The sequence below is a fragment of the Pseudonocardia spirodelae genome (assembly GCF_037727765.1).
Taxonomy (GTDB): domain Bacteria; phylum Actinomycetota; class Actinomycetes; order Mycobacteriales; family Pseudonocardiaceae; genus Pseudonocardia; species Pseudonocardia spirodelae.
This window is the reverse complement of the sequence record NZ_JBBJUP010000005.1, coordinates 72016-93781: the sequence shown is the minus strand read 5'-3', so window position 1 is coordinate 93781 and position 21766 is coordinate 72016. Positions and strand designations below refer to the sequence as shown.

The 21766-nt window shown below is 74.6% G+C and carries 25 protein-coding genes and 1 tRNA gene; 16 read left to right on the top strand and 10 right to left on the bottom strand.

The genetic code is table 11. The annotated features are described in order from the left end of the window. Positions 1-318 precede the first annotated feature (318 nt). Positions 319-1794 (top strand): glycoside hydrolase family 16 protein, encoded by a 1476-nt coding sequence (locus WJX68_RS07595; RefSeq protein WP_340287422.1) that lies wholly within the window; start codon positions 319-321, stop codon positions 1792-1794. Between the two features lie 64 nt (positions 1795-1858). Here the strand turns inward: WJX68_RS07595 and WJX68_RS07590 are convergent, their stop codons facing one another. Genes WJX68_RS07590 through WJX68_RS07575 form a run of 4 tightly spaced genes read right to left on the bottom strand, consistent with a single transcriptional unit; the run spans position 1859 to position 6360 of the window. Then, the gene (locus WJX68_RS07590; RefSeq protein ID WP_340287420.1) at positions 1859-3871 is read right to left on the bottom strand and encodes a M3 family metallopeptidase; all 2013 of its coding nucleotides are present in this window, start codon (positions 3869-3871) and stop codon (positions 1859-1861) included. 26 nt (positions 3872-3897) lie between these two features. Next, positions 3898-4401, bottom strand: a complete 504-nt coding sequence (locus WJX68_RS07585) for a GNAT family N-acetyltransferase (protein ID WP_340287418.1) — start codon at positions 4399-4401, stop codon at positions 3898-3900. Next, positions 4398-4862 carry an SRPBCC family protein gene (locus WJX68_RS07580; RefSeq protein ID WP_340287416.1) on the bottom strand — a complete coding sequence of 155 codons (465 nt, stop codon included), beginning with the start codon at positions 4860-4862 and terminating at the stop codon, positions 4398-4400. The genes WJX68_RS07585 and WJX68_RS07580 overlap by 4 nt, the downstream gene beginning before the upstream one ends. Then, the gene (locus tag WJX68_RS07575; RefSeq protein ID WP_340287414.1) at positions 4855-6360 is read right to left on the bottom strand and encodes a GMC family oxidoreductase; all 1506 of its coding nucleotides are present in this window, start codon (positions 6358-6360) and stop codon (positions 4855-4857) included. Before WJX68_RS07575 ends, WJX68_RS07580 begins: the two co-directional genes overlap by 8 nt. 19 nt (positions 6361-6379) lie before the next feature. On the opposite strand from WJX68_RS07575, the gene WJX68_RS07570 reads away from it, so the two are divergent. Together WJX68_RS07570 and WJX68_RS07565 are read left to right on the top strand one after the other, a co-directional pair. Continuing rightward, complete coding sequence (locus WJX68_RS07570) at positions 6380-7636, top strand: M18 family aminopeptidase (RefSeq protein ID WP_340287412.1); 1257 nt, start codon at positions 6380-6382, stop codon at positions 7634-7636. Positions 7637-7732: 96 nt separating this feature from the next. After that, complete coding sequence (locus tag WJX68_RS07565; RefSeq protein WP_340287410.1) at positions 7733-9046, top strand: MFS transporter; 1314 nt, start codon at positions 7733-7735, stop codon at positions 9044-9046. Here the strand turns inward: WJX68_RS07565 and WJX68_RS07560 are convergent. Next, positions 9039-9443 carry a YccF domain-containing protein gene (locus tag WJX68_RS07560; protein WP_340287408.1) on the bottom strand — a complete coding sequence of 135 codons (405 nt, stop codon included), beginning with the start codon at positions 9441-9443 and terminating at the stop codon, positions 9039-9041. The genes WJX68_RS07565 and WJX68_RS07560 overlap by 8 nt on opposite strands. A gap of 111 nt (positions 9444-9554) precedes the next feature. Between WJX68_RS07560 and WJX68_RS07555 the strand changes: the two genes are divergently transcribed. From WJX68_RS07555 to WJX68_RS07545, 3 genes are read left to right on the top strand one after another with little or no spacing between them, the layout of a single operon-like run. Next, positions 9555-10370, top strand: a complete 816-nt coding sequence (locus tag WJX68_RS07555) for an oxygenase MpaB family protein (protein WP_340287406.1) — start codon at positions 9555-9557, stop codon at positions 10368-10370. A 53-nt stretch (positions 10371-10423) separates the two neighbouring features. Beyond that, a complete protein-coding gene (locus tag WJX68_RS07550) occupies positions 10424-10846 on the top strand; it encodes a DUF6924 domain-containing protein (RefSeq protein WP_340287404.1) in 423 nt (140 codons plus the stop codon). A gap of 19 nt (positions 10847-10865) precedes the next feature. After that, a complete protein-coding gene (locus WJX68_RS07545) occupies positions 10866-11267 on the top strand; it encodes a VOC family protein (protein ID WP_340287402.1) in 402 nt (133 codons plus the stop codon). Positions 11268-11292: 25 nt separating this feature from the next. Here the strand turns inward: WJX68_RS07545 and WJX68_RS07540 are convergent, their stop codons facing one another. Then, on the bottom strand, positions 11293-11793 hold the full coding sequence (locus tag WJX68_RS07540; protein WP_340287400.1) for a mycothiol transferase: 501 nt from the start codon (positions 11791-11793) through the stop codon (positions 11293-11295). A 65-nt stretch (positions 11794-11858) separates the two neighbouring features. Here WJX68_RS07540 and WJX68_RS07535 point away from each other — a divergent pair, with 65 nt between their 5' ends. Genes WJX68_RS07535 through WJX68_RS07525 form a run of 3 tightly spaced genes read left to right on the top strand, consistent with a single transcriptional unit; the run spans position 11859 to position 13439 of the window. Beyond that, positions 11859-12314 (top strand): SRPBCC family protein, encoded by a 456-nt coding sequence (locus tag WJX68_RS07535; protein WP_340287398.1) that lies wholly within the window; start codon positions 11859-11861, stop codon positions 12312-12314. A gap of 53 nt (positions 12315-12367) precedes the next feature. Further along, positions 12368-12790, top strand: a complete 423-nt coding sequence (locus tag WJX68_RS07530; protein WP_340287396.1) for a DUF6194 family protein — start codon at positions 12368-12370, stop codon at positions 12788-12790. 46 nt (positions 12791-12836) lie between these two features. Beyond that, positions 12837-13439 (top strand): dihydrofolate reductase family protein, encoded by a 603-nt coding sequence (locus WJX68_RS07525; protein WP_340287394.1) that lies wholly within the window; start codon positions 12837-12839, stop codon positions 13437-13439. Between the two features lie 16 nt (positions 13440-13455). Here WJX68_RS07525 and WJX68_RS07520 read toward each other — a convergent pair. Together WJX68_RS07520 and WJX68_RS07515 are read right to left on the bottom strand one after the other, a co-directional pair. Next, a tRNA-Ser gene (locus WJX68_RS07520) sits at positions 13456-13541 on the bottom strand. Between the two features lie 28 nt (positions 13542-13569). Further along, positions 13570-14316, bottom strand: a complete 747-nt coding sequence (locus WJX68_RS07515; protein ID WP_340287393.1) for a class I SAM-dependent methyltransferase — start codon at positions 14314-14316, stop codon at positions 13570-13572. Between the two features lie 80 nt (positions 14317-14396). Here WJX68_RS07515 and WJX68_RS07510 point away from each other — a divergent pair, with 80 nt between their 5' ends. Then, on the top strand, positions 14397-15260 hold the full coding sequence (locus WJX68_RS07510) for an AraC family transcriptional regulator (protein WP_340287391.1): 864 nt from the start codon (positions 14397-14399) through the stop codon (positions 15258-15260). Between the two features lie 73 nt (positions 15261-15333). Continuing rightward, positions 15334-16269, top strand: a complete 936-nt coding sequence (ypfJ, locus tag WJX68_RS07505; RefSeq protein ID WP_340287389.1) for a KPN_02809 family neutral zinc metallopeptidase — start codon at positions 15334-15336, stop codon at positions 16267-16269. Here the strand turns inward: ypfJ and WJX68_RS07500 are convergent. Continuing rightward, positions 16266-16955 carry a GNAT family N-acetyltransferase gene (locus WJX68_RS07500; protein WP_340287387.1) on the bottom strand — a complete coding sequence of 230 codons (690 nt, stop codon included), beginning with the start codon at positions 16953-16955 and terminating at the stop codon, positions 16266-16268. The two genes, ypfJ and WJX68_RS07500, sit on opposite strands and share 4 nt — an antisense overlap. A gap of 57 nt (positions 16956-17012) precedes the next feature. On the opposite strand from WJX68_RS07500, the gene WJX68_RS07495 reads away from it, so the two are divergent. The 5 genes from WJX68_RS07495 (at position 17013) to glfT1 (ending at position 21189) form a co-directional block, all read left to right on the top strand. Continuing rightward, a complete protein-coding gene (locus tag WJX68_RS07495) occupies positions 17013-17999 on the top strand; it encodes an NAD(P)H-quinone oxidoreductase (protein ID WP_340287385.1) in 987 nt (328 codons plus the stop codon). Positions 18000-18014: 15 nt separating this feature from the next. Continuing rightward, positions 18015-18569, top strand: coding sequence for a bacterial proteasome activator family protein (locus WJX68_RS07490; RefSeq protein ID WP_340287383.1), 555 nt, complete (start codon positions 18015-18017; stop codon positions 18567-18569). An 87-nt stretch (positions 18570-18656) separates the two neighbouring features. Next, a complete protein-coding gene (gene wzm / locus WJX68_RS07485) occupies positions 18657-19526 on the top strand; it encodes a galactan export ABC transporter permease subunit Wzm/RfbD (protein WP_422785668.1) in 870 nt (289 codons plus the stop codon). Between the two features lie 5 nt (positions 19527-19531). Further along, a complete protein-coding gene (wzt, locus tag WJX68_RS07480) occupies positions 19532-20287 on the top strand; it encodes a galactan export ABC transporter ATP-binding subunit Wzt/RfbE (RefSeq protein WP_340287381.1) in 756 nt (251 codons plus the stop codon). Continuing rightward, a complete protein-coding gene (glfT1, locus tag WJX68_RS07475) occupies positions 20284-21189 on the top strand; it encodes a galactofuranosyltransferase GlfT1 (protein WP_340287379.1) in 906 nt (301 codons plus the stop codon). Before wzt ends, glfT1 begins: the two co-directional genes overlap by 4 nt. 97 nt (positions 21190-21286) lie before the next feature. On the opposite strand, the gene WJX68_RS07470 is transcribed toward glfT1, so the two are convergent. Further along, a complete protein-coding gene (locus WJX68_RS07470) occupies positions 21287-21748 on the bottom strand; it encodes a GtrA family protein (protein WP_340287377.1) in 462 nt (153 codons plus the stop codon). Positions 21749-21766 lie beyond the last annotated feature (18 nt).

The window sequence follows — 21766 nt, the reverse complement described above, 5'->3', positions numbered from 1 at the left end:
ACGAGTGATGCTGAGAACCTTGATGCTCCGTTCGGCGCAGCATTACTGCCGAAATGGCGGGATCATGCTCGTCGGCGCTCCCCGACGACCTGTCGGCGCGGAGGCGCAACCACCCTTCTCAGCGAGGGTGTTCACACTCGGTCACCCTACCTAGAGTCCCTCCTCATGCGACGGAAGAGTTCCGCTGCGGCTGATCAGGTCGACCCCCGCGACCTGATCGCGCGACTCGCCGCCGAGCACAGCTCCCCCTCTGTGCCGTCTCCCCGGGGCAGGCACGCCGTGCCGTCCGCCCCCGCGGACGACGCGGCCCGGTCCGCCGTGCCCGCAGCCACCCTGCTGGAGGGCCGGGTGACCGCCTCCGGGCGGCACCGCGCCCACGAGGCCGCCGGGGAGATCCCGGCCGACACCACCGGAGGCACCGGCTCCCACCGGCGCACGGCGCCACCCCCGACGACCACGACGACCACCGGTGCCGCTGCGGCGGGCTCCCCCACCGGTGGCGTCGTGGCCGGCTCCCCCGCCGCCGGTGACCGCACGGCCGCGGCCGACCCGAGCCCGTGGGCGCCGCGCCACGGCGGATCCGGCCTCCCGCTGTCCGGTGTGGAGCTCTTCGGCGGCGCGGAGGCGGCCCCCGCCACCGGCACCGGCGGCACGGCCGCAGTGCCCGCCCCGCGCACCGAGATCACCGGCGGTGCGATCGCGGGCCTGCACGAGAAGGACACGGAGCTCTCCGGCACCGGGTCGGTCGTCGTGGTCGACCGAGGCGCCGCGCCGCGCTCGCGGGTCCGCCGCTTCGCCCCGCTCGGGATCGGCGCGGCCGCCGTGATGGCCGCGGCGATGGTGCTGACGCTGCTGCAGCCCGGCACCGAGGACCCGTCGCTGTCCGCCGCGCTGGTGAACGACTCGTCGCGCCGGTCGTCCTCGGACACCGCGCTGACCGCGGGCCCGGTGCTCGCGAACGGGGGCGGCTCGGCCCTCGGCGACGCCGCGCAGGGCGCCTCGGGCCAGATCGGGCAGGCGCTCGCCGCACAGGAGGCCGCCGAGCGCCGCGCCGAGGAGCGCCGTCGCGCGGCCGCGGAGCGGGCCCGCACCGCGGGCTCGGCCGGTTCCTCCGACGCCGGGTCCGCCGGACCGGTCGCGGGCGCCGTGCAGGTCGCCGGCGAGGGCGTCCAGGCCGCGCTGAAGATGGGCTGGCAGGCCATCGGCGGCGACGAGTTCCTCGGCTCCGCCCTCGGCGGCGGCTGGTCGGCCTACGACGGGCCGGGCCACGACGGCCAGGGCCGCCGCACCCCGGACGCGATCACGGTGGAGAACGGCAACCTCGTCATCCGCGGCGACTCGCAGGGCAACACCGGCGGCATGGCCTGGGGCACCCCGCAGAAGTACGGCAAGTGGGAGATGCGCGCGCAGTTCCCCAAGGGCGACAAGCAGTACCACCCGGTACTGCTGCTGTGGCCCAGCGAGGTGTCCTGGCCCGAGGGCGGCGAGATCGACTTCGCCGAGACCAACAGCGCCGCGGACGACGTGTCCTTCTTCCTGCACTACGGCAGCTCGAACTCGCAGAAGGACGCGAAGAAGCAGATCGACATCACCCAGTGGCACAACTACGCCGTGGAGTGGACCCCGGACGCGATCGTCGGCTACATCGACGGCGTCGAGTGGTTCCGGTCGACCGACCCGCAGACCCTGCCCCCGGGTCCCATGCACGCCACCATCCAGCTCGACTACTTCCCCGACGGCGGCTCGCCGGAGCCGTCGGAGATGCGGGTCGCCTGGATGCGCCAGTACAAGTAGCGCCACCGCACCCGACCGCCCGCCGCCCGGCGCTCCCCACCGGACGGCGGGCGGTCGCGGTGCCTCAGACCGTCAGGCCGCGGCGCTCCAGCAGCGGCGCGATCTCCGGGTCGCGCCCCCGGAAGGAGCGGTAGGCCTCCATCGCGTCGACCGCACCGCCGCGGGAGAGCACCTCGCGCCGGAAGCGGTCGCCGTTCTCCCGGCGCAGCCCGCCGTGCTCGCCGAACCAGGCGACGGTGTCCGCGTCGAGCACCTCGGCCCAGATGTAGGAGTAGTACGCGGCCGCGTACCCGCTGCCGAACACGTGGTTGAAGTAGGTCGTGCGGTAGCGCGGCGGGACCAGCGGGTGCGCGACGCCGGCCGCCTCCAGGGCCTGCTGCTCGAACGCGACGACGTCGGTGACCCCGGCGGCCTCCTCCGGCGAGAGGCGGTGCCAGGCCTGGTCCAGCAGCGAGGCGGCCAGGTACTCCGTGGTCGCGAAGCCCTCACCGTACCCGCGCGCCGCCTGCGACGCGGCCAGCAGGTCGGCGGGCAGCGGCTCGCCGGTGACGTGGTGGCGGGCGAAGGACGCCAGGATCCCCGGGTCCTCCAGCCACATCTCGTTCACCTGGCTCGGGAACTCGACGAAGTCGCGCGGCACCGAGGTCCCGGAGAACGTCGGGTAGGCCACGGCGGAGAACAGCCCGTGCAGCGCGTGGCCGAACTCGTGGAACAGGGTCCGGACCTCGTCGAGGGTCAGCAGCGCCGGCTCCCCGGCCGGCGGCCTGTTCAGGTTGAGCGTGTTCAGCACGACCGGCTTCGTCCCCAGCAGCGACGACTGGTCGACCAGGGAGTTCATCCACGCCCCGCCGCGCTTGGACGGGCGGGCCCACAGGTCCGCGCCGAACAGGCCGAGCTCGGCGCCGTCGGCGTCGCGGACCTCCCACCAGCGGACGTCGGGGTGGTAGGCGGGCAGGTCGGTGCGCTCGGTGAAGGTGATCCCGTAGAGCCCGGACGCGGCACGGAACACGCCGTCGGTGATCACCCGGTCCAGCTCCAGGTACGGGCGCAGCGCGGCGTCGTCGACGGCGTAGCGCTCGCGGCGGACCCGCTCGGCCTCGAAGGCCCAGTCCCAGGGCTCCAGCCCGGACCCCAGCTCGGCGGCCTCCCGGTCGGCGTTCGCCACCGCGGCCGGGACCAGGGACTCCAGCATCTGCACGGCGGCCGCCGCCGAGCCCGCGGTCGCGTCGTCGATGACGTAGGAGGCGTGGTCGGGGTAGCCGAGCAGCCGGGCCCGCTCCGCGCGCAGCCGGACGATCGCGAGGACGGTGGCCCGGGTGTCGTGCGGGCCGTCCTGGCCGCGGGTCGTCGAGGCCCGGAAGATCTCCTCGCGCAGCGAGCGGTCGGTGAGCACGGCCAGCACCGGCTGGGCGGTCGGCAGGACCAGCGTGACCAGCCAGCCGCCGTCGTGGCCGCGTTCGGTGGCGGCGGCCGCCGCGGCGGCGACCGCGTCGTCGGACAGGCCGCCGAGCCGCGACCGGTCGGTGACGTGCACGGCCGCGGCGTTCGCCCCGGCCAGCAGCGCCGCGCCGAACGCGGTCGTGAGCGCGGACAGCTCACCGTTCAGCTCGCGCAGCCGGGCCTGCTCGGCCCCGCCGAGCCGGGCCCCGGCGCGCACCATGTCGCGGTGGCGGCGCTCCAGCAGGCGCAGCGACTCGGCGTCGAGCCCCAGGTCGTGGCGCCGGGAGTGCAGCGCGTCGACCCGGGCGAACAGGCCCGGGTCCAGGGCGATCGCGTCGGCGTGCGCGGCGAGCAGCGGCGCGACGCGGGCCTCGATCTCGCGCACGGCGGGCGAGGAGTCGGCCGAGACCCGGGTGAAGAACAGCCGGGCGACCCGGTCCAGGGTCGCCCCGGACCGCTCCAGGGCGACGACCGTGTTCTCGAAGGTCGGCTCCCCGCCGTCGACGATCGCGGCCACCTCGGCGCGCTGCTCGGCCGTCCCGGCCTCGAACGCGGGCAGGTAGTGCTCGTCGGTGATCGCGGTCGTGTCGGGCAGGCCCCACGGCAGCGCGCTGAGGGCCAGGAACGGGTTGCTCATGGTCGCGACCCTACGGCCGGGGACCGTCAGGAACCGGCCAGCTCGCGGCGCATCGCCAGGCGCGGCCACACGTCGAGCCCACGGGCGGCCTCCTGCTCGCGGATCGCCCGCAGCCCCGGGCCGAGCACGACCAGCTCCCGGAACCCCAGCCGTACCCAGTGCGGGCCGTTCCACGGCACGTCCCGGTAGGTGGTCAGGGTCAGGGCGGGCAGACCGCGGTCGCGGGCCCAGCCGGCGAGGTGCTCGACGAGCCCCTCCCCGATCCGCCGCCCGCGCTCCGAGGGCAGCACCGACACCTGCTCGACGTGCGCGCAGCCGTCGACGACCTCGGCGATGAGGTACCCGACGGGGCGGCCGCCGCGCTCGTCGACCCAGGCCCGGCCGGCCGCCACGTACGCGGCCAGCAGGGCGGCGGGCGGCGGTTCGTCGTCGGCGACGACGTCGAGCCCGATCGCCCGGAACGGCTCGCCCGCGGCACGCTCGATCGCGCGCAGGGCGGCGACGTCGGTGACGCGGGCGGCTCGGATCATGCCCCGGGATCCTCCACGACCTCGCGGATCCGCTCCAGGGTCCTCCGCATCCCTTCGCGGTTGGTGCGCCCGCGGGCCCACCCGGCCAGTGCCCAGTAGATCCGGGTGCCGAGCGAGGCCTCCATCCGGAACGACTCGGTGACGTCGGTGCCGTCCCCGGCCGGGACGAACCGGTAGTGCCAGTGGTTGACCGGACGCCCGCCCGGCAGCAGCACGACGAAGCCGAACTCGGCCCCCGGCTCGCAGGCGGTGATCCGGCACTGCGACCAGTAGGTCGGGCCGCGGCCGTTGCGCACGACCTTCCCGCGGAACCGGACGCCGACGGCGGGGCCGGTCGCGCCGTCGCACCACTGCGCGTCGACGGTCTCGGGCGAGAACCGCCCGGTGTTGCGGACGTCGGAGACCAGCTCCCAGATCCGCTGCGCGGGCGCGCGCATGTGGACGGTGACCTCGTCACGCATCGGTACCTCCCGGTTCGGCGCCGCACACCAGGTCGGCGGCGCGTTCCCCGATCATGATCGCGGTCGCGGCCGGACCGCGCCGCGGCGCGCGGGGCAGCACGGAGGTGTCGGCCACCCGCAGGCCCGCCAGGCCGTGCACCCGCAGGTCCGGCCCGACGACGGCGTCCGGCCCGGTCCCCATCGCGGCGCTGCCCGACAGGTGCACCGAGGTCGTCAGGTGGTCGAGGATCCAGCCGTCGAGCCGGGCGTCGTTGCCCAGCTCCCAGCCGGCGGGGCCGCCGTCGTCGGGGCCGGCGCGGTCCCACCCGGCGGCCCGCAGGATCTCCGCCCCGGTCCGCACGGCCGCCCGCATCCGGTGCCGGTCGGAGACCGTGCGCAGGTAGCGGAAGTCGAGCCGGGGCGGGTCGTCGTGGTCGGGCGAGGTGATCGCGAGCATCCCGAGGCTGTCCGGGTGCTGCACCGCGCACATCAGGTGCGCGGGCCCGCCGGGGGCGAACGGGTGCGCGAACAGCAGGATCTCCAGGTCCCCGGCCGGGTCGCTGCCCGAGTCGAGGTTCAGCGCGGCCTGCGCGGCGACGGCGTCGGCGGGCGGGTCGGGCAGCCCGCTGCGCAGCGGCAGGAACACCGACGGGTGGTCCGACCAGCCGCGCCCGACCCCGGGCAGCTCGTGCCGGACGGCGACGCCCGCGGCCCGCAGCGTGTCCTCCGGCCCGATCCCCGAGCGCTGCAGCAGCGCCGGGCTGCCGACCGCACCGGAGGTCACGACGACCTCGCCCGCGTGCAGGACGCGCCCGCCGGCCCGGACCCCGGTGACCCGGTCGCCGTCGAGGACCAGGTGCTCGACCGGCGTCCCGCCGAACACGGTCAGCGAGTCCTGCCACTCCGCGTTCCCCCAGGGCGGGGGCAGGTACGCGGTGGCCGCGCTGACCCGGCGGCCGTCGACGGCGTTGGTCGGGATCGGTCCGGCACCGGGCGGGCCGCCGGCGTTCTTGTCCGGCTCCTCGCGGTGGCCGAGCGCGACGCAGGCGGCGAGGAACGGGTCGGTCACCGCGGCGCGCAGCCGCCCCGCGGGCCGGGAGATCAGCAGCGGTCCGGCGTCGCCGTGCCGGTCGGACGTGCAGAAGTCGAGGTCGCGCTCGAGGCGCCGGTAGTGGGGCAGGACGTCGTCGTAGGACCAGCCGGGGACGGCCCAGTCGGCGAAGTCGGCGGGCACCGCGCGGACGAAGTAGCCGCCGTTGATGGCGCCGGAGCCGCCCAGCACCCGTCCACGGGGGACGGTGCACTCGCGTCCCTGGCAGAGCGTCGCCCGGTAGGCCCAGTTGAGCACGTGCCCGGGCGCGGTCGCGGCGAGCGAGGCGATCGGGGTGGAGTCCGGCGGTACGACCACCTCCCCGGCCTCGACCAGCGCCGTCCGCACCCCGCGCGCGGCGAGCCTGCCCGCCAGGGTGCAGCCGGCGGACCCCGCGCCCACCACCACCACGTCGAAGCTGTCGGTCATCGGTGCCAGGATGCCCCACGTGACCGACGCTGCACGTGATCTCGCCTCGTTCCTGACCGCGAGCCCGTCGCCGTACCACGCGGTGGCCGAGGCCGTCCGCCGGTTGGCGGCCGCCGGGTTCACCGAGCAGCGCGAGGACGAGCCGTGGGCGGACGGGCCCGGCGGGCGCTGGCTGGTGCGCGACGGCACGGTCCTGGCCTGGTGGGAGCCGGGGTCCGGGGCCGGCGCGCCGCTGCGGATCTTCGCGGCACACACCGACTCCCCCGGCTTCAAGGTCAAGCCGAATCCCGACGTGGGAGCGGCCGGCTGGCGCCAGGTCGGCGTCGAGGTCTACGGCGGCGCGCTGTGGAACTCCTGGCTCGACCGCGACCTGGGCCTGGCCGGGCGGCTGGCGCTCTACGACGGCCGCGTCGTCCCGGTCCGGGTGGACCGGCCGCTGCTGCGGATCCCGCAGCTCGCGATCCACCTCGACCGCGGGGTGAACCAGGGGCTGACCCTCGACCCGCAGCGCCACCTGCTGCCGGTGTGGGGGCTGGGCGACCCGGACGGCGGGGACCTCGTCGAGTTCCTCGCGGTGCGGGCCGGGGAGGACCCGCAGGACGTCGCGGCGCACGACCTGTTCACCTACGACCTCACCCCGCCGGCCACGCTCGGCCGCGACGACGAGCTGCTCGCCGCGCCGCGCCTGGACAACCTGGCCTCGGTGCACGCGGGGGTGAGCGCGCTGCTCGCGGCGGTGGAGCGGGCGCCGGACACGGTCCCGGTGTTCGTCGGCTTCGACCACGAGGAGATCGGGTCGGCCAGCGCGACCGGTGCCGCGGGCCCGCTGCTGGAGACGGTGCTGACCCGCCTCGCCGGCGGGTTCGACGCGCGGCACGCGGTGTTCGCCCGCTCGCGCTGCCTGTCGGTGGACGTGACCCACGCGGCGCACCCGAACCACCTCGACAAGCACGACCCGGACCACCTGTCGGTGCCCAACCAGGGGCCGTCGCTGAAGGTCAACGCGGTGCAGCGCTACGCCACCGACGCGCCCGGGGCCGCCGCGTGGAAGCGGGCCTGCCGCACCGCGGACGTGCCGAACCAGGTGTTCGTCTCGAAGAACACCGTGCCGTGCGGCTCGACGGTCGGGCCGATCATGGCGACCCGGCTCGGGATCCGGACCGTCGACGTCGGCATCCCGGTGCTGTCGATGCACTCCGCGCGCGAGCTCTGCGGGGTGCACGACCCCGGCCTGCTCGCCCGGGCGGGGGTGGCGTTCCTGACCGACGCGGACTGAGACCCGTTCGTTGCCCGTCGAAACGTTGACTCGCGCAACACTTCCGGGTGACAGTGCTCGCCGTCGGCAACGGGGCCGGGGACCGGGGGCACACGGATGGCGCAGGCAACGGATCTCGAACGGTCGCAACGGCGGCGCGCGGTGTTCGCGTCGACCGTCGGGACGACCATCGAGTGGTACGACTTCTTCCTCTACGGCACGGCCGCGGCGCTGGTGTTCCCGCAGCTGTTCTTCCCCGGCGAGGACGAGTTCGCCGGCATCCTGCTGGCCTTCGGCTCGCAGTTCGTCGGCTTCGCCGCCCGCCCGATCGGCGCCGCCGTCTTCGGGCACTACGGCGACCGGCTCGGCCGCAAGTCGTCGCTGATCGTCACGCTGCTGCTGATGGGCATCGGGACCGCGCTGATCGGCCTGCTGCCGGGCTACGCCGCCATCGGCGTCGCCGCGCCGCTGCTGCTCACCGTGCTGCGGATCGCCCAGGGCATCGCGGTCGGCGGCGAGTGGGGCGGCTCGGTGCTGCTGGCGATGGAGTGGGGCTCGGTGCGCCGGCGCGGGTTCTACGCGTCCTGGCCGCAGATGGGCGTGCCGCTCGGTCTGCTGCTGTCCACCGCCGTGGTGCAGGTGACGTCGGCGGCGACCGGGCCGGCGTTCCTGGAGTGGGGCTGGCGGATCCCGTTCCTGGTGAGCCTGGTGCTCGTCGCCGTCGGGCTCTACGTCCGGCTGCGGGTGCTGGAGAGCCCCGAGTTCGCCGCCGTCCGGGAGAAGCGGGAGGTCGTGCGCAACCCGTTCACGCTGGCGCTGCGCGGGCAGTGGCGCGAGATCCTGACCTCGGCGTTCGTCCGGATCTCCGAGCAGGCGCCGTTCTACCTGTTCATCACGTTCGTGCTCACCTACGGCACGAAGCAGCTGGACCTGCCGCGCGGCCAGCTGCTGAACGCGACGCTGGTCGCGTCGGCGGTCGGGCTCGTCAGCGTGCCGCTGTTCGGGCACCTGTCCGACGTCATCGGGCGGCGGCTGATGTACGGCATCGGCATCGTGTGCACCGGCCTGTTCGCGTTCCCCTACTTCGGGCTGCTCGACACCGGGGTCGGCGGGTTCGTGGTGCTCGCGATCGTGTTGTCGCTGGTCTTCCACGACATGCAGTACGGCCCGCAGGCCGCGCTGATCGCGGAGAGCTTCGGGACAAACATCCGCTACACCGGCGCGGGGATCGGCTACCAGTTCGCCTCCGTGCTGGCCGGCGGGCCCGCCCCGCTGATCGCGGCCGCGATCCTGCAGAGCACCGGGTCGAGCACCGGGATCAGCTGGTACATCGTCGGGTGCTGCGTGGTGTCGCTCGTGGCGCTGGTGTTCGTGCCGCGCGCCCCGCGCACGGCCGACAAGTCGGTGGAGGCGGCCGCCCGCGTCACATGAGACGACCGGCCGGCACGTACCGGCCGGAGTCCACGATCTGCGAGCCCAGCGGCACCAGCGAGACCGGGATCAGCTTCAGGTTCGCCCAGGCCAGCGGCAGCCCGACGATCGTGACCGCCAGCGCGATCGCGGTGCCGATGTGGCCGATGACCAGCCACCAGCCGAACAGCACGATCCACAGGACGTTGCCGATGGTCGACGCCGCCCCCGCCGTGGGGCGGCGCACGACCTCGCGGCCGAACGGCCACAGCGCGTACAGCCCGATCCGGAACGCGGCGATCCCGAACGGGATGGTCACGACCAGCAGGCAGGCCACGACGCCGGCGACCATGTAGCCGAGGAAGAGCCAGAAGCCGGACAGGACCAGCCAGATCACGTTCAGGACGAGGCGGAGCATGCCTCCAGGATGCCCGGATCGTGCGGGTTGCCCTCGGGGTTCTCCCGGAGGCGCCCCCGGGTTCCGGTGATCGACGTGCGGCCCGCGCCCGGACGGGGTGTCCTGGAGCGCATGGCGGATCACGGGCTGTTCGGGCCGCACTCGGTGACCTGGCGGGTGCACCTCGAACCCGTCATGTGGGTCGCCGGGATGCGCGCGCTGCTGCTGCAGTCGCTGGACCCGCGGGTCATGCGCGGGACGTACCAGAACTCGGCGCTGTTCGACCCGAAGAAGTCCTACGCGCGCTTCCAGCGCACCGTCGAGTTCGTCGGCACCCGCACCTTCGGCCCGCTGCCCGACGTCGACCGGGCGGGAGCGCGGGTCCGGCGCCTGCACGCCGGCCTGCGCGGGCACGACCCGGACAGCGGCGAGACCTACCGCATCGACGCCCCCGAGGGGCTGCTCTGGGTGCACGCGGCCGAGATCGAGTCCTACCTGGACGTCGCCCGGCGGTCCGGCCTGCTCGACGCGGCCGAGGCCGACGCCTACGTCGCCGAGAGCGTGCGGGCGGCCGAGGTGGTCGGGCTGGACCCGGCGGCCGTGCCGGCGTCGGTGGCCGAGATGGCCGCGTACATGGCGCGCGTCCGGCCCCGGATGCGGCTCACCGACGAGGCCCGCCGCGCCGCCGGGAACCTGTTCGCGCCGCACGGCGCGGCACCGCTCGGGGTCCGGCTGGGGATCTCCGGCCTGTCGACGCTCGCCCTGACCACGCTGCCCCGCTGGGCCCGTCGGCTCTACGGCCTGCCCGGGCTGCCCACCACCGACTGGTCGGCGACGCTCACCCTGCGCGGGCTGCGCGCGGCCGGCGGGGTGCTGCCCGACGTGCCCGCGCCGCCGGAGATCGAGGAGGCGCGACGGCTGGTGCGCGCCGCCCGGCGCGCGGGGTGAGCTCCGCCGGGTGCGCTGCTCACATGCCCGGAGCCGCACGCGAGGATGACGGGGTGGAGTTCCCCGTGACGTTCCTCCCGCCGCTGGTGCGGACCTGCACCGACTCCGGCGAGGGACCGTGGAACGAGCTGCTCGGGGTCATCGCCCCGATGAACCGGGACGGCGCCCGGGTGCGCGCGGGGATCGACGTCGTCGTCGAGGACCTGTTCGGCGGCTGGCCGGTCGAGCGCGTCGTCGCGACCGCGCTGGACGACGGGCTGGCCCGGCACCACCCGCTCCTGTTCGTGGTGGACGAGCGCGCGCTGGCCGACCACGGTTTCCCGGTGGTCGCGGCCGACCTGCGCGACGAGCCCGGCCGCACGTTCCGCATCGCCGCGGCCGAGATCCCCGCCCTGCCCGGTTCCGCGACGGCGTTCGCGGCGCACGCCGACCACGCGGAGCTGCAGCCCGACCGGATCTTCCGCGGCTTCGGCTGAGCGGGCTACCGTCCGGGCCGTGCGCTCCACGGTGTGGCCGGTCCTGCACTACGACGACCCCGACGCGGCCGTGCGGTTCCTCGTCGAGGCCGGCGGGTTCACCGCCGAGGTCGTCGTCCGCGGCGACGGCGGTGCCGTCGTGCACGCCGAGCTGACCCGCCCCGGCGGCGGGACCGTGCTGGTCGGCGGCACCGCGCACGACGACGGCGTGCACGCCGGCCTGCGCAGCGGCGCCGTCTACGTGGCCTGTCCCGCCGACGACGTCGACGCGGTGCACCGCCGCACGCCCGCCGCGGGCGGGACGGTCGTGCAGGCACCGCACGGGACGTCGTTCGCCGCGGGCGGCCCGGCCCGCGCCTGCACGGTCGCCGACCCCGAGGGCGGCCTCTGGACCTTCGGCACCTACCCCGGCGGCGGCTGAGCCGCGTTCCGCGGAACGCCCCCGGTCAGACGCCGGTCCGCCCGTCGATCCGCTCCCGGAGCAGGTCGGCGTGCCCGGCGTGCCGGGCGTACTCCGCGATCACGTGGGTCAGGACCCAGTGCACCGAGACCGGGTGCCCGTCGAGCAGGCCGGTCCCGCCGGGCCCGGCCGCGGCCACCGCCGCCCGGGACCGGGCCACCTCGTCCTCCCAGGTCGCGCGGGCCGGGACGGACCCGGCCGGGCCGAGGTCCAGACCGCCGTCGTGGCCGGTCCCGGGATCGCGCGGGTACAGCGGCCCGACCTCCTCCCCGGCCAGCACCTGCCGGAACCAGTGCCGTTCGACGGCGGCCAGGTGCTGCAGCAGGCCCAGCAGCGTCAGCGACGACGGCGGCACCGACGCCGTCCTCAGCTCCTCCTCGCCGAGCCCCTCGCACCTGCCGAGCAGGGTGGCGCGGTAGAAGTCCAGCCAGGCGCCCAGCGTGGTGAGCACGTCGGCCTGCATCGGGGGTACGGCGCGGTCGGTCATGACGCGATCGTGGCAGCGGGGTCCGACGGTTCCCGCGACCCGCCGGCCGGTGCTTCACTGCGGAGGTGACCGAGTCCCCGCCCACCGTCGTGACCGCCGCCCGCGAGATCGCCGCCCCGCCCGACCGCGTCTTCGAGCTCGTCGCCGACCCGGTCCGCCAGCCGGAGTGGGACGGCAACGACAACCTCGCCGAGGCCGTTCCCGGCCGGGTGCGCGCCGTCGGCGACGTCTTCACGACGACCCTCACCCACGGCGGCGTCCGGGAGAACCGGATCGTCGAGTTCCAGGAGGGGCGCCGGATCGCGTGGCTGCCGTCGGAGCCCGGCGGCACCCCGCCGGGGCACCTGTGGCGCTGGGAGCTGGAGCCCGTCGACGGCGGCCGCACCCGGGTCACCGGCACCTACGACTGGACCGGCCTCGACCCCGACGACGCGTTCCGCCAGAAGCGCGCCCGCGCGACGACGTCGGGCAGCCTGCGCGCCTCACTGGACCGGCTCGCCGAGGTCGCCGAATCGGAGTGATGCTCGTCACCCCCACCGGACGAATGATCATGGAAGAGTGCTCGCCTGGCGCCATGGACGCCGAGCAGGTCATCGCCGTACTCGCCGGGTACCCCGGCACCCGGATCGTCGAGGGCAACGGGGACGCGTTCGCGATCCACGACCCGGACCACGACTACGAGCGACGCCCACGGCAGGGCTGGGCGACGGTCGTGCGCTCGGACGTGAACGACACGGCCTCCGCCCTCGACCGCCCCGGGGCCTACCGGGTCAACATCGGCCTGCCGACCCGCCGCTACCGCGCGCTGTTCCCCGCCGACCCCGGGACCGACCCGGCCACCCGCGACGTGCTGATCCCGCACCCGGTCTACGCGTCGTACCACTGGGTCGCGGTCGTCGAGCCGGACACGACGTGGCCGCTCGTGTCGGAGCTGCTCGACGTCGCGCACGACTTCGCCGTCCGCAGGCACGACAACGCCGCGCGCCGCGCGCGATGAGTTCCGCTCCCGGTCCCGGTCGTCACCGGCGACCGGGAGGAGTGCCATGCGGGTACTGGTGGTCGAGCACCTGACGCTCGACGGGGTCGTGCAGGGACCGGGCCGGGCCGACGAGGACACGCGCGACGGCTTCGCCCACGGCGGCTGGGCCACGGCGCGCAGCGACGAGCGCCTCGGCGCCGCGATGGGTGCGCGGATGGGCGGCGAGTTCGCCTGGCTGTTCGGGCGGCGCAGCTACGACGGAATGCTGTCCCACTGGAACGCGACCGGCGGCCCGTTCCGGGACGGGCTGAACGGACCGGTGAAGTACGTCGCGACCTCGGCCCCCGAGTCCGACCTGACCTGGCCGAACACCGTCCGGCTCGGCGACGACGTCCCCGCCGCGGTCGCGGAGCTGCGCCGCCGGCCCGGCGGGACGCTCGTCGTGATGGGCAGTGCCGAGCTCGTCCGGTCGCTGCTGCCCCACGGGCTGGTCGACGAGCTGTTCCTGATGATCCACCCGGTCGTCCTGGGGACCGGGCGGCAGCTGTTCGCCGGGACGGCGGCACCGGCGGACCTGACGCTCGTCGACACGGAGGTCACCCCGGCCGGCGTGGTGCTGGCGACCTACCGGCCGGCCGCGGGGCCGCCGTCGGACACGGGGGCGTAGAGCGGCAGGACCGGCGTGGCGGAAGCGGGGGGATTCGAACCCCCGGTCCTTTCGGACGCCCGCTTTCAAGGCGGGTGCATTCGGCCGCTCTGCCACGCTTCCGCTGGGCAGGGTAACGGTGCTCGGCCACTCACCCCGCCGCGCGGTGGTAGGTGACGGCACCCATCCGCGTCGCACCGTGCCCGACCACCTCGACCTCGGTGAACCCGGCCTCCGCGAGCAGCTCCGGCACCGGCCGCGCGCCGTGTCCGTGTCCGTGGCCGTGGCCGTGGCCGTGGCCGTGGCCGTGCCCCGGGGCGTGTCCGTGGCCCGGTCCGTGGCCGGGCCGCCCGGTTCCGCGGGACCGCAGGGCCCCGTCGAGGCGGGCGAGCGCCGACAGCGCCCGGTGCAGGGGCCCCGTACGACCGCTCGTGCGCGGGTCGTGGTCCAGGTCCACCAGGTGCAGGCTGCCACCCGGGGCGAGCACGCGGCGGGCCTCGCGCAGCGCCGCCACCTGCGCCTGCGGTGCGACGTGGTGCAGCATCAGCGACGACAGGACCCGGTCGACGCTGCCGTCGTCGAGGGGGAGCCGTTCGGCGACCCCCACCTCGAGGCGCGGGGCGAGCCCGGCCGCCGCCGCCTTCCGGCGGGCGGTCGCGACCGCCTCCGGGTCGGGGTCGATGCCGGTCACGGTCGCCGAGGGCAGGGCCTGCGCCGCGCGGAGCGCGACGTTGCCGGTGCCGCAGCCGATCTCGAGCACCCGGTCCCGCGGCCCGATCCCGGCCTGTGTCAGCAGCCGCCAGTACACCGGCACGGCCCCGCCCAGCCGGGCGACGGTGTCGTACCCCGGCAGCAGCCGCGTCCGGACCGTCGCGGGGGTGTGGGCCTGGGTGGTCATCGGTGCTCCTCGGACGCAGTTCGTGTTCGCTCCCCACCCTGACCGGCGCCCGAGCTGCGGACAAGGAACGATCCGTGGCCGTGGTGGGACGAAACTCGGGCGTGCCGCGGGTCGGCTTCGAGCACACTCCGGTGCCGATCGCCGTGCGGCACCTGACCGGGCCGGTGGAGCTGCCCCGCGTGCACGGCCCGCACACCCACGACTTCCTGGTGCTGGTCCACGTGGTGCGCGGCGGGTGCGTGCAGCGGGTCGACGGGCGCACCTGGCGGCTCGGCGAGGGCGACGTGTTCGTCGTCGCGCCCGGTGCGGTGGTCGACCACGCCGGGGAGTCCGCGTCCGCGCCCGGTGAGCTGTGGTCGGTCACCTTCCCCGCCGAGGCGGTGGCGCCGTCGTCCTGGCGGGGCCACCCGCTGCTCGCGCCGTTCCTCGGCCGGCACCGGGGCGGCGGGCAGCGGCTCGCCGTGCCGCCCGCCGACCGCGCCGCCTGGCGGGAGCGGCTGGGCGCGCTGCACGACGAGCTGACCCACCGGCGCGACGGCCACGCCGAGGCCGCCCGCGCCCACCTCACCCTGCTGCTCGTGGCGCTGGGACGGCTCGTCGACGACGTCCCGGCCGAGTCCGGCGACCCGCTGCTCGCGGCGGTCTTCGCCGTCGTCGAGGAGCGGTTCGCGGGGCCGCTGTCGCTGCGCGACGTCGCGGCCGCGGTCGGGCTCACCCCCGGCCACCTCACGACGGTCGTCCGGCGCGGCACCGGGCGCACCGTGCAGCAGTGGATCACCGAGCGGCGGATGCGCGAGGCCCGCCGGCTGCTCGTGTCGACCGACCTGCCCGTCGCCGAGGTCGGCGCACGGGTCGGCTACCCCGACCCCGGCTACTTCGCCCGCCGGTTCCGCACCGCGCACGGCGCCCCGCCCGCGCGCCGGCGGGCCCGCCCCGACGGGTGAGCGTGCGGTCGGTGCGGGTGCGACGCGCCGGGGTGTGGTGGGATGCGCCGGAGCTCATCTCGAGGAGGTCGGCGTGCGGTTCGACGAGAACGCCCGGCTGGACACGTCCGGTGTGGACGACCTGCGCGGCTCCGGCGGCGGCCGGGGCGGCGGGATCGGCGGCCGGGTGGCGGGCGCGGGCGGCGGGCTGGGGCTCGTCGGCGTGATCCTCTACCTGCTGCTGTCGAACTTCGCGGGCGTCGACGTCTCCGGCATGGGCGCCGGTGGCGGGTACCCCGGGCTCGACCAGGTGGGGTCGGGCCAGACGGCGGACAACTCGTCGCTGGCCCAGAACTGCGCGACCGGGGAGTCGGCCAACAACTCGACGGACTGCCGGGTCGTCGCCGTCGTCAACTCCCTCGACGACTACTGGGCGGGACAGTTCTCCTCGGGTTTCGAGCGGCCGCGGACGAACTTCTTCTCCGGCGGGGTGAGCACCGGCGGCTGCGGCTCGGCGACCTCCGACAGCGGCCCCTTCTACTGCCCGGCCGACTCCGAGATCTACATCGACCTGAGCTTCTTCCGCGAGCTGCAGACCCGCTTCGGCGCGCAGGGCGGCCCGTTCTCGCAGGCGTACGTGATGGCCCACGAGTACGGCCACCACATCCAGAACCTGCTCGGCACCAACCGCCGCGCCGGCAACGACACCGGCCCCACCTCGGGCTCGGTCCGCCTGGAGCTGCAGGCCGACTGCTACGCCGGCGTCTGGGCCGACCACGCGACGACCGTCCCCGGCGACTCCGGGCGGCCGCTGATCACCGAGCTGACGCAGTCCGACATCGACGCCGCGCTCGACACGGCCGCGCGCATCGGCGACGACTACATCCAGACCAACCTCGGCGGCGGGCAGGTCGACGAGTCGCAGTTCTCGCACGGCAGCTCGGCCCAGCGGGAGAAGTGGTTCACCACCGGGCTGCGCAGCGGCGACCCGAACGCCTGCGACACCTTCGCCGCGCGCGACCTGGGCTAGTCCGCGCGGGGACGGTCCGTCCCCAGGAACTCCGCGAGACCAGGCGTGTACCCCTCGACCGCCGTCATCCAGTCCGGGCGCACGAACCCGTCGCGCTCCAGCAGCAGCCGCTGCTCGGTCACGCGGGCGCCCCGCTGCACGAGGGTGGTCGTCCCGTCCGGCCGGTAGCCCAGCCGCGCCGAGACCGCCGCGGAGGCGCCGTTGCCCGCCGTGTACTCCGACCGGGCGGAGTGCGCACCGAGGTGGTCGAAGGCGAACGCCAGCACCGCGGCCCGCATCTCGGTGCCGTGGCCGCGACCCTGCGCGTGGCGCACCAGGTAGGAGCCCGTCGCGACCTCGCGGCGCACGCCGAACCGGTCGCCCACCACGTCCTGCAGGCCGATCACGCGTCCCCCGGCACGGACGACGAACGCCAGCGTCCACCACTCCGGTGACGCACGCACCCGGTTCGACCAGGCGTACTGCAGCATCCCGCGACCCAGGTAGCGCGGGTCCGCCTCGGTCCACGGCATCCGGAACGGCATCTCCGAGGCCGGGTGGATCCCCGACACGTGCACGGCCGTGACCAGCTCGCGCAGCGACGCGTCGTCCTCGATGCGCAGCTCCAGGCGCGGGGTGCGCAGGACCAGACCGGCCATCGGCCACGGGTCGGGCACCGGGTCGATCGGCGCGGGGAGCACGTCCATGGCCGCAGATCGTGCTCCGATCGCCGTCGGGGGCGCCAGGGAATACCGTCGGCGCCCATGTGGGCGATCACGGTGGCGGAGTACGGCGGACCCGAGCAGATGTCCTGGACGGAGGTGCCGGACCCGGTGGCCGGGCCGGGCGAGGTCGTGCTCGACGTCGTCTCCTCGGCCGTCAACCGGGCCGACCTGCTCCAGGTCCAGGGCAACTACCCGGTCCCGCCGGGCGCGTCGGAGATCCTGGGACTGGAGTGCGCGGGCCGGGTCGCCGAGCTCGGCGAGGGCGTCACCGGCTGGTCGGTGGGCGACGAGGTGTGCGCGCTGCTCGCCGGCGGCGGCTACGCGACGAAGGTCGCGGTCCCCGCGCCGCAGCTGCTCCCGGTCCCCGGCGGCGTCTCCCTGGAGGAGGCCGGCGGTCTGCCCGAGGTCGCGTGCACCGTCTGGTCGAACGTCTTCCTGGAGGGCCGCCTCGCCGAGGGCGAGACGTTCCTGGTCCAGGGCGGCTCGTCGGGCATCGGCACGCACGCGATCCAGGTCGCGAAGGCGTTCGGCGCCCGGGTGGCGGCCACCGCGGGGCACGCCGACCGGCTGCAGTTCTGCCGCGACCTGGGCGCGGACATCGTCATCGACTACCACGACGACATCGCCGAGGAGCTGAAGAAGGCCACCGACGGGCACGGCGCCGACGTCATCCTCGACAACATGGGCGCCAAGGGCCTGGCGGGCAACCTGTCCGCGCTCGCCCGCGACGGCCGCCTGATGATCATCGGCATGCAGGGCGGGGTGAAGGCCGAGCTCAACATCGGCGCCCTGCTCGCCAAGCGCGGGCACGTCTCGGCGATGGGCCTGCGCGGCCGCCCGGTCGACGGCCCGCACTCCAAGGCCGAGATCGTGACCGGGGTCCGGGACAACGTGTGGCCGCTGTTCGCCGAAGGCCGGGTGAAGCCGGTCGTCTTCGAGCGATTCGCGATGTCCGACGCGGCCGACGCACACCGCAGGCTCGACGCCGGCGGCGTCACCGGCAAGCTCCTCCTCGTGAACTCCTGAGCCCGCGGGTCCAGAATGACGCGCATGAGCGACGAGCAGGAGACGCCCGAGGACCGGGTCGTGGTGGTCGGCGCCGACGGCCGTCCCGTGGGCATGGCGAGGATCCCGCAGGACGACGACGAGGACGCCCAGAGCCCGGCGAGCATGGTCGAGCAGCCCGCGAAGGTCATGCGGATCGGCACGATGATCAAGCAGCTGCTGGAGGAGGTGAAGGCGGCCCCGCTGGACGAGGCCTCGCGCGAGCGGCTCAAGGAGATCCACGAGAACTCCGTGAAGGAGCTCGAGGAAGGGCTCGCGCCGGAGCTGCGCGAGGAGCTGCACCGCCTCAGCCTGCCCTTCCAGGAGGGGACGACGCCCTCGGAGGGCGAGCTGCGGATCGCGCAGGCCCAGCTGGTGGGCTGGCTGGAGGGCCTGTTCCACGGCATCCAGACGGCGCTGTTCGCCCAGCAGATGGCGGCCCGCGCCCAGCTGGAGCAGATGCGCCGCGGGCTGCCGCCGGGCATCGGCGGCGGTGCCGAGCAGGGCGGTGTCCCCGAGGGGATGGGCCGCGGCACCGGGCAGTACCTCTGACAGACGCCGACGACCTGCGGTTTCGCGCCGTCCCGGCCGGGGCCTCCCCTGCCGGGACCGCGGACGGCGTCTGAGTACCCTCACCGGGTGGCCGTGACCGTGACCGACAACGAGCCGGGTGACGTCGTCGACCCGTCCGAGGTGTCGAGCCCACGCAGCTGGCGCCGCGCGTTCGCCGATCTCGCGCAGGGCTGGCGGCAGCGGCCGCTCTGGGGCTACCTCGGCTGGCAGGACATCAAGCAGCGCTACCGGCGCTCCGTCCTCGGCCCGCTGTGGATCTCGATCAGCATGGGCGTCATCGCGCTCGGCCTGGGGATCCTGTACTCGGCGCTGTTCCAGATCTCGCTGGCGACGTTCCTGCCGCACGTGGCCGTCGGGCTGCTGATCTGGAACTTCGTGTCCGGCTGCATCCTCGAGGGCAGCGAGGTCTTCATCGCCAACGAGGGGCTGATCAAGTTCCTCCCGGCCCCGCTGAGCCTGCACATCTACCGGCTCGTCTGGCGCCAGACGCTGTTCTTCCTGCACAACCTGGTCGTCTGGGTCGTGCTGATGGTCGTGTTCCCGCACCCGCTGGGCTTCTCGTCGCTGCTGGCGGTCCCGGCGTTCGCGCTGCTCGCCGTCAACGGCGCCTGGGTCGCGATCCTGGCCGGCATCCTCGCCACCCGGTTCCGCGACATCCCGCCGATCATCGCCAGCGTCACCCAGCTGGTCTTCTACCTGACCCCGATCGTCTGGTCGGTCGACATCCTCAGCGACAACCCGGCCGCGCGCGAGCGCGCCCAGCTGGTCGAGCTGAACCCGGTGTTCCACTTCGTGGAGATCGTCCGCCAGCCCCTGCTCGGCCAGGAGATCGTCGGCCGGTACTGGCTGGTCACGGGCGTCATCACCGTCGTCGGGTGGACCGCAGCGCTGGTCTGCCTGCGCAACTACCGCTCCCGCGTCGCCTACTGGGTGTGAACCTGATGTCCTCTGCGCCGACCATCCGCATCGACCGGGCCGCGGTCGACTTCCCGATCTTCGACGCCAAGACCCGTTCCCTGAAGAAGGCCGTGCTCGGCAAGGCGGGCGGCCGCATCGGGACCGAGTCCAAGGTGCCGATCATCGAGGCGCTGCGCGACATCACGCTCAGCCTCGACAAGGGGGCCCGGGTCGCGCTCGTCGGGCACAACGGCGCCGGCAAGTCGACGCTGCTGCGCCTGATGGCCGGGATCTACGAGCCCACGAGGGGCCGGTCGCTGGTCCGCGGCAAGGTCGCGCCGGTATTCGACCTGGCCGTCGGCATGGACCCGGAGATCTCCGGCTACGACAACATCCTGATCCGCGGCCTGTTCCTGGGCATGACACGCAAGCAGATGGAGGCGCGGATCGACGACATCGCCGCCTTCACCGAGCTCGGCGACTACCTCGAGATGCCGCTGCGGGCCTACTCCACCGGCATGCGGGTGCGCCTGGCCCTGGGCGTCGTCACCTCCATCGACCCGGAGATCCTGCTGCTCGACGAGGGCATCGGCGCCGTCGACTCCGAGTTCCTGAACAAGGCCCGCGGCCGGCTGCACGAGCTCGTCGACCGTTCCGGGATCCTGGTCTTCGCCTCGCACTCCGACGAGTTCCTCGCCGACCTGTGCGACACCGCGCTGTGGATGGAGCACGGGACGATCAAGGAGTACGGGCCGCTGCAGGAGGTCCTCGACCACTACAAGGGGCGGACGCACTCGTGACCGGACCGCTGCCGCCCGGCTCGGTCGTCGGCGTCATCGTGACGCGGCACCGCGCGGACATGCTGGTCGACTCGCTCGCCGCGATGGCGAAGCAGACGCACCCGCTGGCGCACCTGATCGTCGTCGACAACGGGCCGGACCGCCCCGCCCGCGACGCCGTCGAGGCCTGCCCGCTGCCGACGACGTGGCTGCCCTCCTGGTCGAACCTCGGCGGCGCCGGCGGCTTCGCGCTCGGCATGCTGCACGCGCTCGCGATGGGCGCGGAGTGGGTCTTCCTGGCCGACGACGACGGCCACGCCGCCGACGAGTCCACCCTCGCCACCCTGCTCGACGTCGCCGGCCGGCACGGCCTCGCCGCGGTGTCGCCGGTGGTCGCCGACAAGGCCGACCCGGACCGGCTCGCCTTCCCGCTGCGCCGCGGCGTGACCTGGCACCGGTCCCGCTCCGCGCTGGGCGCGGACGACCTGCTGCCCGGGATCGCCAGCTTCTTCAACGGCGCCCTGTTCCGGGCCTCCACGCTGGAGGTCGTCGGGGTGCCGGACCTGCGCCTGTTCGTGCGCGGCGACGAGGTCGAGATGCACCGCCGGATGGTCCGCTCCGGGCTGCCCTTCGGCACCGCGCTGCAGGCCACCTACCTGCACCCCTACGGCTCCGACGAGTTCAAGCCGATGCTCGGCGGGCGGCTGCACGCGCAGGACCCGGGCGACGAGACCAAGCGCTACTACACCTACCGCAACCGCGGCTACCTGATGTCGCAGCCCGGGATGCGGCGGATCGGCCTCCTGGAGCTGCCGAGGTTCGCCTGGTACTTCCTGGTGACGAGACGCGACCCCCGCGCCTTCCGCGACTGGCTGACCCTCCTCCGCCAGGGCCGCAGGGAACAGTTCCACCGCGCCCCCTGAGCATCCACACCCCCTGACCGCCGTCCACACCTGTTGCACCAGGTGTGGACGCCCGGGAACAGGCCCGTGATCCGGGGGCCCGTGGTGGATGCGGGGGTCAGGCCTTGAAGATGACCCAGCGGAGCATGACGAAGTTGATCGCGGTGGCGGTGCCCTGCGCGACCAGCCAGGCCAGGCTGGTGTCGTAGGTCAGCGGCGGCAGCAGGTGCAGCACCAGCGAGTTCATGCCGACGTTGACCGCGAACGTCGTGCCGTAGAGGGCGACGAAGCCGGCGAACCGCGCCCTCCCGCCGGTGTTCGCACCGGTGAAGGTGAAGCGCTTGTTGAGCAGGTACGCCGTCGTCGTGCCGAGGATGAAGCTGATGCCCTTCGACACCGGCACCCAGAGGCCGGCGTTCAGGAGCAGGTGGTAGACGCCGAAGTCGACGACCGCGGCGAGCACACCGATCGCGACGAAGCTGCCCAGCTGGCGGACGAGGCCGTGGCCCACGGGCGCGCCGGCCGCGTCGGCCGCGTCGGCGGCCGGGGGCTCGGCCCGGGAGGGCTCGGTGGCGGTCACCCGTCGAGGGTAGCGACG

Coding starts and splice junctions, on each gene's coding strand:
- WJX68_RS07580 (WP_340287416.1), bottom strand. CDS start 4,862: ATGCGTGACGAGGTCACCGTCCACATGCGCGCGCCCGCGCAGCGGATC.
- WJX68_RS07500 (WP_340287387.1), bottom strand. CDS start 16,955: ATGGACGTGCTCCCCGCGCCGATCGACCCGGTGCCCGACCCGTGGCCG.
- WJX68_RS07555 (WP_340287406.1), top strand. CDS start 9,555: ATGGCGGATCACGGGCTGTTCGGGCCGCACTCGGTGACCTGGCGGGTG.
- WJX68_RS07515 (WP_340287393.1), bottom strand. CDS start 14,316: ATGACCACCCAGGCCCACACCCCCGCGACGGTCCGGACGCGGCTGCTG.
- WJX68_RS07585 (WP_340287418.1), bottom strand. CDS start 4,401: ATGATCCGAGCCGCCCGCGTCACCGACGTCGCCGCCCTGCGCGCGATC.
- WJX68_RS07525 (WP_340287394.1), top strand. CDS start 12,837: ATGCGGGTACTGGTGGTCGAGCACCTGACGCTCGACGGGGTCGTGCAG.
- WJX68_RS07540 (WP_340287400.1), bottom strand. CDS start 11,793: ATGACCGACCGCGCCGTACCCCCGATGCAGGCCGACGTGCTCACCACG.
- WJX68_RS07530 (WP_340287396.1), top strand. CDS start 12,368: ATGGACGCCGAGCAGGTCATCGCCGTACTCGCCGGGTACCCCGGCACC.
- WJX68_RS07560 (WP_340287408.1), bottom strand. CDS start 9,443: ATGCTCCGCCTCGTCCTGAACGTGATCTGGCTGGTCCTGTCCGGCTTC.
- WJX68_RS07575 (WP_340287414.1), bottom strand. CDS start 6,360: ATGACCGACAGCTTCGACGTGGTGGTGGTGGGCGCGGGGTCCGCCGGC.
- wzt (WP_340287381.1), top strand. CDS start 19,532: ATGTCCTCTGCGCCGACCATCCGCATCGACCGGGCCGCGGTCGACTTC.
- WJX68_RS07565 (WP_340287410.1), top strand. CDS start 7,733: ATGGCGCAGGCAACGGATCTCGAACGGTCGCAACGGCGGCGCGCGGTG.
- WJX68_RS07495 (WP_340287385.1), top strand. CDS start 17,013: ATGTGGGCGATCACGGTGGCGGAGTACGGCGGACCCGAGCAGATGTCC.
- WJX68_RS07490 (WP_340287383.1), top strand. CDS start 18,015: ATGACGCGCATGAGCGACGAGCAGGAGACGCCCGAGGACCGGGTCGTG.
- WJX68_RS07590 (WP_340287420.1), bottom strand. CDS start 3,871: ATGAGCAACCCGTTCCTGGCCCTCAGCGCGCTGCCGTGGGGCCTGCCC.